Origin of the sequence: Streptomyces albicerus (genome assembly GCF_008905045.1) — a bacterium.
GTDB lineage: Bacteria > Actinomycetota > Actinomycetes > Streptomycetales > Streptomycetaceae > Streptomyces > Streptomyces albicerus.
Genome location: NZ_VWMY01000004.1, coordinates 114042 through 130204, shown reverse-complemented (window position 1 = coordinate 130204; position 16163 = coordinate 114042). Strand labels below are relative to the sequence as shown.

Genomic DNA, 16163 nt, shown 5'->3' with positions numbered 1-16163 from the left:
GATGTCCTCACCTCCTCTCTGGTACTCGCGTGGGGACGGGGTAGTCATGAGCGGGCAGGTCAGCGGTCAGGAACGGCAGTCCGGCCGGCTGGGAGTGGAAGGCGGCGCCCAGGGCGAGCAGAACGCCCGCGCCGCCGGTGGCCAGGTCCATGGACAGCCGCATCAACTGCTCGCCGGGGAACGCCAGTCGGCCGTCGAGCAGGCAGGCGTGGCGGGCCAGGCGGCGAACGTGGTCCGCGACCACGGGGTCCCGTGCGGCGGCGATGCCAGGCGGGTGCGGGCGGCTGAGATGGAGGATCATCCCGGCGAGGCCGTCGAAGAGCCCGGGCTCGATGTAGAAGGACGCCCTGGCGGCCTTGCGGATCGCTTCGGCGGCGGTCGAGAATTCTTCGTCGGCGCGGTGGGCCAGGTAGTCCTCGAGCACCATCGCGATGCCCACGCTGCCGTCGGCGAGATAGGGCATGGTGCGGTAGCCCTCGTTCACCTCCATGGACCCCTCCTCGCGCACGACGCAGCGGCGCAGGTCCTGGCGCAGCGCAGTGGCGGCCAGGTCGAGGAGGGTCGGATCCCCGCTGCGCTCGTATAGGCGCAGGAACAGCAGCGCGGGTCCGGACGCCCCGAACATCAGCCCCGCTCTCGGGTGGGCGCCACCGCTGGTCTCCGGTACGCCGTCGGCCGGACCCAGGCGTTCGGCGACGGCTTCCGCCACGCGGCAGGCGGTGTCACGGCAGGCGGCGTCGCCGGTGGCGGCTGCGAAGTGCAGCAGGTTGAGCCCGATGCCGGACAGGCCGCCGTTGAGGTCGAGGGGCAGGGGTTCCCATCGCTCGCCCAGGCACATGTCGAGGACCTTGACGGCTTCCTCGTGGTGCCCGAGGTGTTCGAGGACGTGGGCGACGCCGTGCAGGCCGTCGTAGAAGCCGAGGCGGGTGCCGGGTTCCGGGTGAAGTGCGTGCCGGATCAGCCAGTCCTCGTGGTCGGGGTGGCGTCCGGCGCCCGTCACGTCCAGTGCGTACAGCACGCCCGCAGCACCGTGGGCGACGTCCAGGCCGCCTCCCGGGATCATGAACTGCTCGATGTCGCCCGGGAAGAGCCGGTCACTGCGCTGGGGCGTGGCGGAGGCGAGGACGGCGGAAGCGATCGATTCCCTGGCGCGGAGCCAGCCCGACTGGTCGGCCTCCAGGCGGGGCTCGTCGCCCGCTCCGGCGGTGATGCCGCCGTCGCCGGTGAGGGTGCGTACGGCCTCGTCGAGGAACCGGTGGGGCACCGGGAACAGTCGAGCGGCCTCCCTGGCAAGTTGCCCCGCCTTGCCGCCGTCCAGTTCGATCAGGCCGGTCAACGGCAGGAACAGGGAGAGCCGCAGGCTGGCCAGCGCGTACCGGTCGATGTCGAATCCGGTGACGTCGGGCGGGGCGATGAAGCCCGGGGCGGCGAGAACCTGGTGCTGAGCAATCGCCACGTCCGACGCGCCCTCGAAGTCGATCAGCACCACCCTGCCGTCGGGGCGGACCAGGATGTTGTCCGTGTGCACGTCGCCGATGACGATGCCCCGCTTGTGGACCGCCGCGACCGCGTCCTCCACCTGCCGGTGGATGTCGAGGGCCCAGGTGGTGTAGTCGGCGAAGGCGGCGGCCGCGGGGGCCAGCGCGGCGAGCGGATAGCGCTTGACGAACTCGTTGTACAGAGCCGCCCCCTCGATGAGCTCCTCGACGAGGAAGTGGTGGCCGCCCAGTTCGAAGTGATCGCGGAGCGCGGGGACGCAGGGCAGGCCGCGCAGCCGTTCCAGGGCGTCCCGCTCACGCTCCAGCCGGGTGACGGCGTCCGCGCCGTCCGGTGTGAGACCCGCGTGGGGCCGAGCCTCCTTGAGGACGACGCGCTCCTGCGTGCGCGTGTCCACGGCGGCGTACAGGCCGCCGGCGTTGGAGAAGTGCAGCGCCTTGTCGATCCGGTAGGGCAGATCGGCGACGGTGGTCTGCCGGCTCTCGGCGAGGTGCGGTTCGAGGTATCCGGGCAGCCGCACCCACTCCGGCACCTGAAAGGTGGGACCCCGGAGATCGGGCACCAGACGCCCGGAGGGATCCTCCACCGCCTGCTCCAGCACACCGTCGGCCGACACGCAGTACCGGTCGGCGAAAGCCCCGTATCTGACGTAGAGGGGACCGGCCCCCCAGCGCAGGTCGCTGAGAATGTACGGTCCCGGTCGGCCGTCGAGGACGGTGCCCAGCTCGGTGAGCACGCGCTCGCACTCGGCCTCGTCCACGGGGTAGACGGTCACGAACTTCCCGCTGGAGCCGCGGTGCGCGTACTTCGCGTTGGCGAGGAACAGGATGTCCACGCTGGGAAGGAACTTGAAGGCGACGCGGTGCGGGAGGCAGTAGTCCCACACCGCGTCCAGGATCGCCTGCGCGTTGTCCAGACATGCCGAAACGTGGATTTTCCAGCCCTGTGGCGGAAGCACCGCGTCGGCGGGACGGCAGACCAGCCAGTCACCGAGTTCCTCGCGCTTCCACGACGCCGGGAGCGGGTGCCGGGCCTGCCGGAAACTGCCACGCGTCCGGTGGTGGGACGGAGCGTCGTAGAAATGCGGGTGCGTGAGGCAGTACACCTCGTACCGCTTGTCCACCGAAGCCTCCCGTCAGGGGCGCTCTCCTCCTTGAGCGGGTGCCTCGCGGCGGCGGTGCGGCGCCGGGCGGAGAACGGAGGGCCGGGGATGCTGTTGCCGCCTTCCCGGCGCCTCTCACCTCCTACGATGGCAGAGTGCAGGGGCACGGACATCGATCGTCTGTCACCGGACGAACGTGAGATTCGCATGGGCCGCCTGTACGAACCTCACATCCCTGTAGGGATGGTCGGGTCCCGCTGAATCTGCTCGGAGGCCGCCGGTTAGCGAAGGAAGAAGTTGAGGAGAGCGTCGGTGCGCTTGCCGAAGGGGGCATACAGGAGGCGGGCGGCGTTCCAGCGGCCTTGCACGTAGATGCCCTTGGGGTGGCTGAGCGTCCGGAAGCCCTCGATCCCGTGGTACTGGCCCATGCCGCTCGCGCCGACGCCGCCGAAGGGAAGGTCGTCCTGCCCGACGTGCATGATGGTGCCGTTGACGGTGACGTTGCCGGAGGTCGTGCGGTCGAGGACCTTGTGCCGGTCCGCGTCGTTGTTGCCGAAGTAGTAGAGCGCGAGCGGTCGTGGTCGTGCGTTGACGTAGTCGATGGCATCGTCGATGTCGCGGTAGGGGAAGACCGGGAGGATGGGGCCGAAGATCTCCTCGTGGGCTATCCGCATCTCGTCGGTGACGCCGAGCACGACGGTCGGTGCGAGGGTGTGCGGGCGGTGGGCGGCCTCGCCCGGCCGGTGACCGACCTCAATGATGCGTGCCCCGTGGCTGCGGGCGTCTTCGAGCAGGTCGGCGAGGATCGCGTACTGCTTGTCGTTGATGATCGAGGTGTAGTCCTTGCTGGTCGGGCCGTCGGGGTAGGCGGTCTTCACCAGTTGGTCGTAGCTGTCGATGAAGGTGTCGATCTCGGACTCGTGCACCAGGGCGTAGTCGGGGGCGATGCAGGTCTGCCCGCCGCTGAGGAGTTTGCCGAAGACGATGTCGGACACGGTCCGGTCGGTTACGTGTCCCTTGGCGACGATGGTCGGGGACTTGCCGCCCAGTTCCAGTGTGACGGGGACGAGGTTCTCGCTCGCCGCCTTCATCACGGCTCTTCCGACCTCGGTGCTGCCGGTGAAGACGAGATGGTCGAAGGGCAGGGAGGAGAACGCGGCACCGTCGCCGCTGACGATCGTGACCTGCTCTTGTAGGAAGAGCTCGCTCAGTATCGACGCGAGCACGGTGTTCGTCGCCGGGGTGAACTTCGACGGTTTGAGCATGACGCGGTTGCCGGCGGCGATCGCGGTGACGACCGGCATCAGGGAGAGGTTGACGGGATAGTTCCACGGTGAGATGACCCCGACCACTCCTAGCGGCTGGTACTCGATGCGGTTGGTTCCGAAACGCATGTGCCAGGCGGTGTGGCGGCCGGTCGGGCGCATGAACCGGCGGAGATTGCGCTGAAGGTAGTCGATGCCCTGGACGACGCCGCCGAGCTCCATCATCGCGGTCTCGTGGCGCGAGCGGTTTCCGAAGTCGGTGTTGATCGCCTCCTCGATGGCACTGCGCCGGACGATCAGTGCCGCCTTGAACCTGCTTAGTTCGCTGCGCCGCGCCGCCAGTGAGGGCGCGCCGTCGCGGCGGTAGGCAGCGCGCTGAACAGCGAGGATATGGCCGAAGCGCTCCGCGTCCGTGGGCTGTGGGGTGACTTCTGTGATGGTCACGATGGTGGTCCTTTGCTGCTGGTGGGGACGACGGAGGAGCAGTGCCGCCTGGGACGTGGAGCGGGTCGCCGAGAGCGGCGGCCTCCGGTTAGCGGCGGGCCATGCGGCCCATGAACCGGACGATCAGGCGGCGCGGCAGGACCTTGCTGGCGAGGGCGAGCGGGCGGCCGTTGGTGATCACCGACGGGGGCGCGGAGCGGCGGTCGAGCGTGTCGAGGGCGGTCCTGACGACGTGGTCGGGGGTGACTCGCTTCGCGCCGTAGTCGGCCGTCTCGCTGCCGGCGGCGTCGTAGAACTCGGTCTTCGTGGCGCCGGGGCACACGGCGAGGACGCGTAGGCCGGTGCCACGGTTTTCTTCCCACAGCGATTCGGTGAAGCTGAGGACGAAGGCCTTGGTGGCGCCGTAGACGCTCAGGTACGGGGTCGGCTGGAAGCCCAGCAGGCTGGCGACGTTGATCAGGATGCCGGTGTCGGCGGAGTTCAGCGGGTCGATGTAGGCGCGGCTGAGGTCGACCAGCGCGCTGACGTTCAGCGCGATCATGCTCTGCAGGCGGTCCGGGTCCTCGTCTGTGAGGGCGTTGTGGGTGCCGAAGCCGGCGTTGTTGACGAGTCCGGTGGCGTAGATGCCGCGGGATTCGAGTTCGGCTCGCAGCGTGCGGCCGGCGTCGGGCCGGCCGAGGTCGCGGGCGACGACGGTCACCGTGACGCCGTGGGCGCGGGTGAGCTCGTCGGCCAGGTCCTTGAGCCGGTCCGCGCGGCGGGCGACGAGTACGAGATCCGCGCCGCGACGGGCCAGTTGGCGGGCGAATTCCGCGCCGAGCCCGGAGCTGGCTCCGGTGACGATGACGGTCTGGCGGCGATAGTCGATTTTGCTCATGTCTGCACTCTACGCACTCTCTTGCACTGAGTGCAAGTTATTGCATCTCGCGAAGAGATGTACCATCGATGCATGGCTCAGAAACCGGCACCTCTTCGTGAGCAGACCCGCTCGGTGGTTCGCACACTCCTCACCAAGACCGCCCTCGAACTGTTCGCCGCCAAGGGGTACGACGACACGACACTCGAGGAGATCGCCGCCGCAGCGGGCGTCTCCAAACGGACCCTGTTCAACTACTTCCGCAACAAGGAGGACCTCGCGCTCAACGGCCTGTCCGAGCAAGGGGAATTGATCGCCGCGCGGCTCGCCGAGCGCCCGGCTGACGAAGACCCGTGGACGTCGCTGCGTGCGGCGTTCCAGGTGCTCGAGGAGATCGACCTCACCGCCGAGCGCCGGCTCGAGATGACCACGCTGCTGTTCGGCAACGAATCCCTGCGCGCCGGACACGCCGAGAAGCAGGCTCGCTGGCAGGACCTGTTCGCACCGCTGATCGAGCCGCGACTGCCCGACTCCGACCACCGCACCCTGCAGGCACGCGCGATCGCGGCCGCGGCGATCACCTGCCTCCAGGCAGCAACAGAAGAGTGGATGCGCCTGGGCGGACAGGCCGACCAGTTCGACCTCTACGACACGGCCGTACAGGCCATCCGCCGCCCCGCCGCACAACCAGAGAAGAAGACGGCATGACCGATCGCCTGCCCACGGTGGACCTGCCGAACATGGCCGCCGCCCTCCGCGCCGAACGCGCCGAGATGCTGAACTTCACCAGCAGCCTCACCGACGAAGAATGGACCGCGCCCAGCGCCGCGGCCGGATGGCGCATCGCCGACGTCGTCGCCCACATCGGTGCGACGGCGCGGGGCGCCTACACACCCGCCGGGCTGCGCACGAGCTTCGCCACCAGCCTCGAACAGGCGAACGAAGACCCCGTCGACCGACGGCGAGACTGGAGCCGTGCCAAGGTAATGGCCGAGTACCAGCGCGCCAGCCGGCGAGCCACCACACTCCTCGACGTCGTCAGACGCACGCCCGCCGCCCGAGTGCGGTACCGCTGGCCGATCTCGGTCGCCACCCCCTGGGTTTGATGATCGGCGGCGCACTCGTCTTCGACCATCACACGCATCTGCGCCACGACCTGGCCCCAGCGCTCGGCCGGCCCGTGCCGCCCACGGATGCGGACAGAATGCGCGCGGTCCTGACGTGGATGATCGCCGTACTGAGCAATCAGGTCGCGCGGGCGCCGGTCGCCGGGCTCGACGCCCGCGTCGCACTGACTCTCACCGGCCCCGGCGGCGGGACCTGGTGGATCGACGAAGCAGGCGGCCTGGCTCCATCCGACGGCGCGGTCGCCGCGCACGTCACCGCCCCCGCGCTGACCTTCCCCGACTGGGGCACACAACGGTCGCCCTGGCGCGACAGCGACGTGACGGTCACCGGCGACACCGAGCTCGCCGCCCGCTTCCTCGACACCGTCAACGTCATCTGATCGGGGCACGGGAAGCCTGCCTCCCAGGCAGCCCCGGACCGCTCGTCCGCTACGCGGACGCACCGGCCAGAGCGACGGTGCGTTGGGGGATCGCCCCCTACGCGACGGTGAGGCTGCGGCGGCGCGCAGCAGGAGGGGCATCCGGCGGCTGTGCGAGGCCTGCGGCCAGGAGCGCTTGGCGCTCCCTCACAAGTGGCGGCATCCGGGGGGCGGTGCGGCTGAGCCGGGCTCCGAAGTGGGGTGGAATCGCGAGGCGTTGACGAGCTTCTGGACCTCGGCGGGCAGCTTCTCGCCGGAGTCGACCACGAAGATCTCGACTGCGTCGCGGCAGCCGGTCGGAGACGAAGAATTGCCAAGACGTGTGGATGACGAGTGGTTGGCGCCTGGCAGGCGAAGGGGCTTGAGTCTCCCGTAGGGGGAGACGCAAAGGTGGGGGCATGGACGGCGACACGCTTTACTCGATCGGCGAGCTCGCTCGGCGGACCGGTCTCACAGTCAAGACCATCCGGTTCTACTCCGATCGCGGAATCGTGGCGCCGACGGACCGCAGCCCGGCCGGCTACCGCCTCTACAACATCGACGCCGTCGCGCGCCTGGACCTCGTGCGAACCCTGCGCGAGCTGGGACTTGACCTTCCCACGATCCGCAAGGTCGTGGACCGGGAACTCTCGCTTCCCGAGGTCGCCGCGGCGCACGCCGAAGCACTGGCAGTGCAGATCGGCGTCCTGCGCCTGCGACGCGCGGTGCTGACGGCGGTGGCCGAGCGCGGGTCCACCCCTGAGGAGACGGAACTCATGCACCGACTGGCCCAGCTCTCCGAGGACGAACGCAGACGTCTGATCGGAGATTTCCTCGATGCCGTCTTCGGCGGTCTTGGCGACGCCCCAGGGTTCATGGGGGTCATGCGCTCGATGACCCCCGAGCTGCCCGACAACCCCGAGGCGGAGCAAGTCCAGGCGTGGGTGGAGCTGGCCGAACTGTCCCTGACCCCGGAATTCCGCGCCGCCGTGCGGCGGATGGCCGAGGACCAGGCGGCTGAGCAGGCCCAGAGCGACATGAAGGGCCCGCGCCGCGACATTGCCGTAGCTGTTCGTGACCACGTCGCGCCGGCCCTGACGGCCGGCATCGACCCGGCCTCACCCCAAGCCGATCCGATCGTCTCGGCCTTCACGGCGCACTACGCGCACCTCCTCGGCCGTCCCGACAACGTCGAGCTTCGCCGCCGACTGTCGGCCCGGCTGGAGAACGTGAACGACCCCCGCAGGGCGCGGTACCTCCAACTGCTCGCGGTGGTCAACGGCTGGCCAGCTCCGGAGAGCCTGGCGCCGGTGCTCGACTGGTCCGTCCAGGCGCTGCGCGTCCGGACACAGCGATGACGGGGCGGTCGCAAGGCGGAGGCGGTGTGGGCCGGACACGGCTGGCGTCGGATGAGAACGCCGCCGCAGATGATCGGTTGGTGCATGCCCCCGTCGTCCTTCAGGTAGCCCCGACGCCGACCTCTCCCGCTCTCGTTCTTCGCCCCTGGTGCACGGAGGACGTTGCCGCATTGGTCGAGGTGTGCCGGGATCCCGGATTGCGCCGCTGGACGAGCCATGTCGTGGAGAACGATGCTGACGGGGCACGGTGGGTGCAGGCCCAGCAGCGGCACTGGGCAGCGGGGGACCGGTTCAGTTTCGGGGTCCTTGAGGCACAACCCGCGGCACAACCCGGTTCAGTTCGTGAACAGTTGGTGGGCAACGTGGTCCTCAAGGAAGTCACCTCCGGCAAACCGGCGGCCGAAGTGGGCTACTGGACCGCGGCGCACGCACGCGGGCGGGGAGTGGCTCCCCGCGCTCTGGAGGCGCTCACCGGCTGGGCCTTCGACACCTTCGCGGCCGACGGGCTGGAGCGTCTCGAACTCCTGCACCAGGTGGACAACCTGGCTTCGTGCCGGGTTGCGCAGAAGAGCCGGTACGACTTCGACAGCGTCCTCCCCGCGGCGCCGCCCTCCTTCCCTCGCGACGGCCACCTGCACATACGGTGCCTGAGTGCCTGAGTGCCTGAGTGCCTGAGTGCCTGAGTGCCTGAGTGCCTGAGTGCCTGAGATCCTGTCCCTGGAACTGACGCGCATGTCGTCAAGTTGACTCCGGTCAATTCGCACGCGGCCCCGCGTGTAGATCATTCGAGTTGCCCCACCGGAAGCCGTGTCGCGTAGCCGCACGGCATTCGGAGACCCGGGTCGGCATACCCACCCTTCACGTCAGGGCCGACGAGCAATTCAATGTGCGCTCGGGATCGCCACCAGCCTCGGAGGTACAGGTCTCTCGGGGTTCCGGCCATGAAGGGAAAGCAGGCGTCGGGCGGGCATGGCTCAGCGTCATGATGGGAAGCCCGGCTGGGCAGACCAGCCGGTTCGCACCCCTGGTCGGCCGTACATGTACAGGAGAGGCGCATGGACTACTACGATCTCGGCACCCACAACCGCCCCGTGACGACGTCGTCCCCCCAGGCTCAGACATGGTTCGACCGCGGCCTGATCTGGGCGTACGCCTTCCACCATGAGGAAGCCGTCTCGTGCTTCGAGGCAGCCGCGGCGGCGGACCCCGACTGCGCCATGGCCTACTGGGGCATCGCCTACGCCCTCGGCCCGAACTACAACAAGCCCTGGGAGTTCTTCGACGGTGAGGATCTGACCCGCACGGTCGACCGAACCCACGCCGCCGTGGAACTCGCACAGGAGAAGGCAGCCGGCGCCACCCCCCTCGAACAGGCGCTCATCGGCGCGCTGCGTGCCCGCTACCCGCAGGCGGAGGCCGTTGAGGACTGCTCGGTGTGGAACGAGCCCTACGCCGACAGCATGCGCGCCGTGTACGAACTGGCCCCCGACGACCTCGACGTCGCCACCCTCTACGCCGACGCGCTGATGAACCTCACCCCCTGGCAGCTGTGGGATCTGCGCACGGGCGAACCGGCCGAGGGTGCGCGCACGCTCGAGGCGAAGGCGGTCCTCGAGCGGGCGATCGCCACCGGGGCCGGAGCACGGCACCCGGGCATCCTGCACATGTACATCCACCTGATGGAGATGTCCTCGACCCCCGAGACCGCGCTGCCCACGGCGGACCGGCTGCGCGGCCTGGTCCCCGACGCCGGCCACCTGCAGCACATGCCCACGCACCTGGACGTGCTCTGCGGCGACTACCGGCGCGTGGTGTCCGACAACAGCACGGCGATCGTCGCCGACGAGAAGTTCCGCGCGCGGTCCGGGGCGATGAACTTCTACACCCTGTACCGGTCGCACAACTACCACTTCAAGATCTACGGCGCGATGTTCCTCGGGCAGTCGCAGACCGCCCTGGAGACCGCCGCCCAACTCGAGGCGTCGATCCCCGAAGAACTGCTGCGGGTGCAGAGTCCGCCCATGGCGGACTGGCTCGAAGGCTTCCTCGCCATGCGGGTCCATGTGCTGATCCGCTTCGGCCGCTGGTCCGACATCTCGAATCTGCCGCTGCCTGCCGATCCGCAGTTGTACTGCGTGACGACCGCGATGCTCCACTACGCACGCGGTGTCGCGTTCTCGGCCACCGGCCGCATCGCCGTGGCCGAGGGCGAACGTGACCTGTTCCGCGAGGCGGTCACCCGCGTTCCGGAGACACGGATGTTGTTCAACAACACCTGTGCCGACATCCTCGCGATCGCGTCGGCGATGCTCGACGGCGAACTGGAGTACCGCAAGGGCAACCACGAGGCCGCGTTCGCCGCGCTGGAGCGGTCGATCGCACTGGACGACGGACTTCCCTACGACGAGCCGTGGGGGTGGATGCAGCCCACCCGGCACGCGTACGGTGCCCTGCTCCTCGAACAGGGGCGGGTCGCGGAGGCGGAAGCCGTCTACCGGGCCGATCTGGGGCTCGACGACACTCTTCCGCGCGCCTTGCAGCATCCCGGCAACGTCTGGTCCCTGCACGGGTTCCATGAGTGCCTCGTCCGGCTGGGCAAGGTGGGGGAGGCGCAGATCGTGGCCCAGCAGCTGAAGATCGCCGCCGCCCTGGCGGACGTACCCATCGAGGCGTCCTGCTTCTGCCGCCTCGAAGCGGTCACCGGCGCCGCCGACCCCGGTTGTTGCTGAGGCCCATCGGCCGGCCGGGGCCGTGTGAGGGACGTGGGCGGCGACAAGCCCTGTGCCGCCGTCCAGCGGCTCAAGAGCCTCAGCGCCCAGATCGGTGGGCTGCCGGGGGAGCAGGCCTGGTGTATTGGCTCGAAATACCGTTGGCCGCTGGGTAGTTGAGGGGAGCTGGTTGAGCGGGGTCAGTCTCCCATGGGGCATGAGCGGGAGTGTTCCCAGTAGCGGCGGATCTGCTCGCTCTCTTCGTCGTTGCCGTCGGGCGTGCCGCACATGCACAGCCCGGCGCGGGGGTCGATGAGGTTGGCGGCCTCGCGGTGACCGGCCTCCCGCAACTGGACAGCGAGCTGGTGGGCGTAGTCCTGAACGAGGAGTGCTGCTGTTGGTCCGGTATGCCCGGTGCCGTCGCGTCGTAGTTCCTGGATCAGTTTGGTACGTGCCATCATGCGGTCGACTCCTCGTCCGGGTGCTGCGGACCCCCAACTGCCTTGCGCAGCTGCTGAATGGTCCTGCGAGCCACGATGGCCTTGACGGGCGGCGTGGACCGCGTGCGGCAGGTGCCCAGCGGCGGATGCGTCGGCCGGACACGGCCACCGGGCCGCTTCAGTGTCGCGTACTGCGCTGCAATGTCGAGCATTGGCCACCGGCCTCAGCCTCCAGGCCTCCTTCCCCGCCGCGTGGCCTGGTCCTGTCGTCCTCCACGGCGTCGGCTGGTGTCAGCCCGGCGGCAAGCGCACACCCGAGGACCACAGGGCCCTGCGCACTGTTCTACGAGGCAGTGACGTGGACGCCCCGGGCCCTCACCTGCAGCCTCGCGTCAGGCGGCGCCTGTCCGGGCGGCGCCCTGTCCGTTTCCGGCGCAGGATGGGATGAGGACGACATTCCTGGGGGGACTCTCTAGCGGGAGGCCGCCATGACGGCGTCGCAGAGCGAAGAAACCACCCGGGCAGGGAGAAGCGGAACCTTGTGGACCGGGATCGCCGGGATCCTGGCCGGCGGACTGCTGATCGCCGGCCAGGCCCTGACCTGGCGGACGCCGGACACCGAGGACGACGACGCCATCCGTGAGGTCGTGACCTTCTACTCCAAGGACAGCAATCAGGCCCTGTCCGAGACCGCCGCCCTGCTGCTGCTCGCGGCCGGGCTGGCCTTCCTGTGCTTCCTGCCGGTGCTGGTACGTGCCGCCGGCAGCCGCTCCACGGCCGCGCTCGCGGGCGGGACCGTTTTCGTGGTGCTCCTCATGGTCTCGGCGATCGCCGGGAACATCTACGGAATCACGGCGAACCAAGCCGACGTCTTCCGGGTCGTACCCGAGACGGCCCTGATCGCGATCCTGCTGCTGGACGTGGCATACGGGGGACTCATCGGAGCGATGGTGGGCGCGGCCGTGCTGCTTCTCGCCATCTGGCGCACCACCCGCACCACCCGTGGCACCGAGGGCGTCACGGTGCTGCCCTCCTGGCTGGCCTGGGCTGCTCTGGTCGTGGGCGTGCTGTGCCTGGCAGGGCCGTTCAGCGCCTGGCTGACTCCGATGCTGCTGGCGGTGTGGCTGGTGGCGGCCGGTGTTGTGGTGATGCTGAAGCGGTCATGAGGTCGTGCGAGGGCGGGCCGGAGACCTTGTCGATCAACCAGCAGGCCAAGCGCGGCGCCTTGGGGCCTTAGGGCGGACCACCTCAACGGGCCTGCGGCGTCCGGCTTTCCGCGGCGCGGTCGGGGAGTTGTCCCGCTGACGGGTCCGAGGGTGTGACCACCGTCGCCACACCCAACTGCGTTGGCAGGGGCGGCTCGTCAGGCTCCTGGACCTCACTTCCTGCCCTCTGGGGCAGGTGTGCGACGGTGCTGACCAGGGCATGGCTGAGCAAGAGACCGGCAGGAGGCCAATTGATCAGTCTTGGAGCGGGTGCGCTGGTTCTTTTCTGCTTCCTTGACGTCCTCGTCGTGCTTTCCATGCTCGGAGCCGTCGACAATGTCGGGCCGATCCTCCTCTTCGGCAGCCTCGCCTCGTTCGGCATCGGGATGTTCGAACCGACGATTCGCTCGCTGCTCGTACGACAAGACCAGCAGTAGGCAGCGCGGACCCGGCAGCCGCGTGGCTGCGGCTGCCGTCGTTCGGCCTCATCGTCCCGACCGCCACCTTCCAGGAGCATCTCTGCCGACGGTGGGCGCGAAGTGTGACGTGAGAATCTGCGCCGGAATGACGGATTGGCGTCCGTGCTCGCAGGGCAATGAGCCAGGGAATGTCATGTGCACGACTACCTTCCCCCACAAGGAGGTCGACCATGCACGTCCGTAAGCTGACAGGTGGATTCGCTGTCGTCCTGGCCGTGACCCTTTCCCTGATGGGCGGCCAGGCCATGGCCGCCCCTTCCGCGGTGGCGGACCGCGCCGCGGCCGCGCGCGTACTCACCTACGACGCCAGTGGTTCCGCGGAGTTCAAGTCCGCGGTCGACCGGGGCGCGGCGATCTGGAACGAGAGCGTCGAGGCCGTCGAATTACGGCCGGCCGCTGCCGGGCAGCGCGCCAACATACGGATCCTGGCGGACAACGGCTGGCCCCGGGCGCTGCCTACCACGCTGGGCAACGGAACCGTCTACATCGGACGACAGGCGGTGGACCAGGGCTATGACACGATCCGCATCTCGGCCCACGAACTTGGCCACATCCTCGGTCTGCCGGACCGCAAACCCGGACCGTGTTCGAGTCTGATGTCCGGTTCCAGCGCGGGCACCGCATGCAAGAACCCCTATCCGGACACGGTGGAGAAGGCGGAGGTCGAGGACAGCTTCGGCGGTGCGCTGGCGCGGACGGGCGCAGCAGCGCCGCATGGCGTCGTGATCATGGACTGACGCGGCGCGGGACGCCGGGGTGCGGGTGTTCGTACGCCGCGGCACGAAGGTGGCGTCCCGGTGCGTACGCTTCTCGGCCTGGTCCAGGGCCGAGAAGCGTGAGCGTCGGGACGCGTCCTGCCGTTGCGGTGTGCCCGGCCGGGCATCGTCGCATTGGACGGCGGCCTCCACGAGGAACTCCCTCCGACTCCACGAGGAACTCCCTCCGATCGGCGGGTTGTCGGGGGCTCTGCCGGACGGCCGGGGGCGTGGCTTCAGCGGCTTCCGGGTGCGGGAGCCAGCACCGGCTCGGGGTGAGGCTGCCGGTCGGTGTCCTCGACGCCGATGCGGGGCAGCCGATGGTCGAGCCAGCGGGGCAGCCACCATGTCGCGCGCCCCAGCAACGCCATGGCCGCGGGCACGAGCACCATGCGGACGATCGTCGCGTCGAGCACGATCGCGGTCGCCAGGCCCAGGCCCATCATCTTGACGAGCGGCGACGGGTTGGCGACGAAGCTGAGGAACACCACCGTCATGACCAGTGCGGCAGAGGTGATCACCCGGCCCGTGGCCGCCATGCCCCGTGCCACCGACTCGGTGGTGTCGCCTGTGGCGTCGTACTCCTCGCGGACACGCGAGAGCAGGAACACCTCGTAGTCCATGGACAGACCGAACAGGACCGCGAAGAAGATGGTGGGCAGGGGTGAGGCGATCGAGACGGTGCCTTCCAGGTTGAACAGGGCCCCGAGCCAGCCCCATTGGAAGACGGCGACCACGACTCCGTATGCCCCGCCGATGGACAGCAGGTTGACCAGGGCGGCCTTCAGCGGCAGTACGACGGAGCGGAACACCACCATCAGCAGCAGGAACGACGCCGCCAGGATCGCGGCGATGAACACCGGCAGGGTGTCGGCGAGTTGCTCGGTGAGATCGTCGGTCATGGCGGTCAGGCCGGATACGGCGACGTTGTCGGGGACGAGGTCACGGACGCGCTCAAGGGTCCGGGAGGTCTCGGCGTCCGCGGGCGCGGTGGTGGGGAGCGTGGGCAGCACGACGGTGCCCCCGGTCGCGGAGGTCTGCGGCTCGCCGACCGTGGCGATGCCGGGGTCGGCGGCGATGCGCCGGGACAGGGCGGGGACGTCCTCGGCGTCGGCACCGGGGCGGGTCAGGTCGGCGACGATCAGAAGGGGAGCGTTGAAGCCCGGACCGAAGCCCTCGGCCAGCAGGTCGTAGGCGCGGCGGTGGGTGGTGCTCGTGGAGTCGTCGCCGGCGTCGGGGAAGCCGGTCTCCATGCGCAGCGCGGGGGCGGCCAGCGCGAGCAGGACCGCGGATGCGGCGAGCAGGTAGCGCCACGGCCGGCCGGACACCCGGTGGGCGAAGCGCCACCATGCCGTGTCCTCGGACTTCTTCACGGGACGGCGATTACGGCCCCGGAAGCGCCCTTTGGTCACCCGGCGTCCTTTGTGGACTCGGTCGCCCAGGAGCGACAGCAGGGCAGGCAGCAGCGTCAGGGCGGTCGCCACGGCGAAGAGAACGACCAGGGCGGTACTCAGGCCGATCGACGTCAGAAAGCCCAGGCCGGTCAGCGCGAGAGCGGCCATCGCCACGACGACGGTGCCGCCGGCGAACAGGACGGCCGCGCCCGAGGACTCCATGGCGTTCGACAGTGCGGTGGCGTTGTCCTGGCCGGTGGCGCGGTTCTCGCGGTGACGGGCCACGATGAACAGGGCGTAGTCGATGCCGACGCCCAGGCCGATCATCGCGCCGATCGTGGGGGCGGCGGTGGAGACGTCCATAGCGTTGGCCAGCAGCGTGACGCTGCCCAGGCCCGCGGCGACGGCCACCAGGGCGAGTGCGATCGGGACCAGCGCGGCCACGATCGTGCCGAACGCCACCACCAGGATGACGAATGCGGTCAGCAGACCCGCAGCCTCCGCGCCCGAGGTCTTGGTCTCGGCGTTGATGAAGACGGCGTCGCCGCCCAACTCGGCGACCACGCCGTCGCCGCGTGCGGGCTCGATCGCGTCGGTCAGGGCCTCGATCTCCTCGGGGTCCACGTCCATCGCGGGCACGTCGAACGCGATCTGGGCGTAGCCGATACGTCCGTCGGGGGAGAGCGCGCCGGCGGTGAAGGGATCGCCCACGGTGGCGACGTGCTTCACGTCGGCGATCCGGGCGACCGCGGCATCGACGGCAGGCCGGTGGCGCTCCAGTCGCTTCCCTTCCGGCGCGGCGAAGACCGCCATGGCACTGCCACCGGACGCTTCCGGGAAGCGTTCTTCGAGCAGCTCCATCGCCTCCTCGCTCTGGCTGCCGGGAGCGACCAGGTCGTCGACGAACGAGCCGCCGACCGTGCCGGCCAGGGGCAGCACGAGGAGGAGGGCAACCGCCCAGGTGACGACGGTGACCCATGGTCGGCGGGCGCTCGCGCTGCCGATGCGACGGGTGAATCGGTTCATGGCTGTGTGGGCTCCCCGTGAGATGGCCGCCGTCCGCCGCCGGTCCGTGGCGCGCCGGAGGCAGGAGTCGTGAGCGGTTCCCATCGTGGGTTCCGGCGCCGGTGCTGTC

14 protein-coding genes are annotated in these 16163 nt (G+C 69.5%); 9 read left to right on the top strand and 5 right to left on the bottom strand.

Going from position 1 to position 16163, the window contains the following annotated elements; genetic code table 11:
• Positions 1-7 precede the first annotated feature (7 nt).
• From lanKC to GAS53_RS04685, 3 genes are all read right to left on the bottom strand, one after another.
• On the bottom strand, positions 8-2620 hold the full coding sequence (lanKC, locus tag GAS53_RS04695) for a class III lanthionine synthetase LanKC (protein ID WP_151476128.1): 2613 nt from the start codon (positions 2618-2620) through the stop codon (positions 8-10).
• 260 nt (positions 2621-2880) lie between these two features.
• Complete coding sequence (locus GAS53_RS04690) at positions 2881-4308, bottom strand: coniferyl aldehyde dehydrogenase (RefSeq protein WP_225858726.1); 1428 nt, start codon at positions 4306-4308, stop codon at positions 2881-2883.
• 88 nt (positions 4309-4396) lie between these two features.
• Positions 4397-5185 (bottom strand): SDR family NAD(P)-dependent oxidoreductase, encoded by a 789-nt coding sequence (locus tag GAS53_RS04685; protein WP_151476127.1) that lies wholly within the window; start codon positions 5183-5185, stop codon positions 4397-4399.
• Between the two features lie 72 nt (positions 5186-5257).
• Between GAS53_RS04685 and GAS53_RS04680 the strand changes: the two genes are divergently transcribed.
• The 6 genes from GAS53_RS04680 to GAS53_RS04655 all read left to right on the top strand — a co-directional run bounded on the left by GAS53_RS04680 (position 5258) and on the right by GAS53_RS04655 (position 10776).
• Positions 5258-5872, top strand: a complete 615-nt coding sequence (locus GAS53_RS04680) for a TetR/AcrR family transcriptional regulator (protein ID WP_192582953.1) — start codon at positions 5258-5260, stop codon at positions 5870-5872.
• Positions 5869-6270, top strand: coding sequence for a maleylpyruvate isomerase N-terminal domain-containing protein (locus GAS53_RS04675; protein WP_151476125.1), 402 nt, complete (start codon positions 5869-5871; stop codon positions 6268-6270). The genes GAS53_RS04680 and GAS53_RS04675 overlap by 4 nt, the downstream gene beginning before the upstream one ends.
• Positions 6270-6671 (top strand): hypothetical protein, encoded by a 402-nt coding sequence (locus GAS53_RS04670; RefSeq protein ID WP_151476124.1) that lies wholly within the window; start codon positions 6270-6272, stop codon positions 6669-6671. The genes GAS53_RS04675 and GAS53_RS04670 overlap by 1 nt, the downstream gene beginning before the upstream one ends.
• Before the next feature lie 437 nt (positions 6672-7108).
• Positions 7109-8047, top strand: a complete 939-nt coding sequence (locus GAS53_RS04665) for a MerR family transcriptional regulator (protein ID WP_151476123.1) — start codon at positions 7109-7111, stop codon at positions 8045-8047.
• Between the two features lie 80 nt (positions 8048-8127).
• Positions 8128-8706, top strand: coding sequence for a GNAT family N-acetyltransferase (locus GAS53_RS04660; protein ID WP_225858725.1), 579 nt, complete (start codon positions 8128-8130; stop codon positions 8704-8706).
• Between the two features lie 396 nt (positions 8707-9102).
• Positions 9103-10776: a hypothetical protein gene (locus tag GAS53_RS04655; RefSeq protein WP_151476121.1), complete on the top strand. Its 1674-nt coding sequence runs from the start codon at positions 9103-9105 to the stop codon at positions 10774-10776.
• Positions 10777-10955: 179 nt separating this feature from the next.
• Here GAS53_RS04655 and GAS53_RS04650 read toward each other — a convergent pair whose 3' ends face one another.
• Positions 10956-11216, bottom strand: coding sequence for a hypothetical protein (locus GAS53_RS04650; protein ID WP_151476120.1), 261 nt, complete (start codon positions 11214-11216; stop codon positions 10956-10958).
• 518 nt (positions 11217-11734) lie between these two features.
• Between GAS53_RS04650 and GAS53_RS04645 the strand changes: the two genes are divergently transcribed.
• The 3 genes from GAS53_RS04645 (at position 11735) to GAS53_RS04635 (ending at position 13616) form a co-directional block, all read left to right on the top strand.
• Entirely contained in the window at positions 11735-12361 is a 627-nt protein-coding gene (locus GAS53_RS04645; protein WP_151476119.1) for a hypothetical protein, read from the top strand.
• 290 nt (positions 12362-12651) lie between these two features.
• Entirely contained in the window at positions 12652-12837 is a 186-nt protein-coding gene (locus tag GAS53_RS04640) for a hypothetical protein (protein WP_151476118.1), read from the top strand.
• 212 nt (positions 12838-13049) lie between these two features.
• On the top strand, positions 13050-13616 hold the full coding sequence (locus tag GAS53_RS04635; protein WP_151476117.1) for a snapalysin family zinc-dependent metalloprotease: 567 nt from the start codon (positions 13050-13052) through the stop codon (positions 13614-13616).
• A gap of 254 nt (positions 13617-13870) precedes the next feature.
• Here GAS53_RS04635 and GAS53_RS04630 read toward each other — a convergent pair whose 3' ends face one another.
• On the bottom strand, positions 13871-16054 hold the full coding sequence (locus GAS53_RS04630) for an MMPL family transporter (protein ID WP_151476116.1): 2184 nt from the start codon (positions 16052-16054) through the stop codon (positions 13871-13873).
• Between the last annotated feature and the right edge of the window lie 109 nt (positions 16055-16163).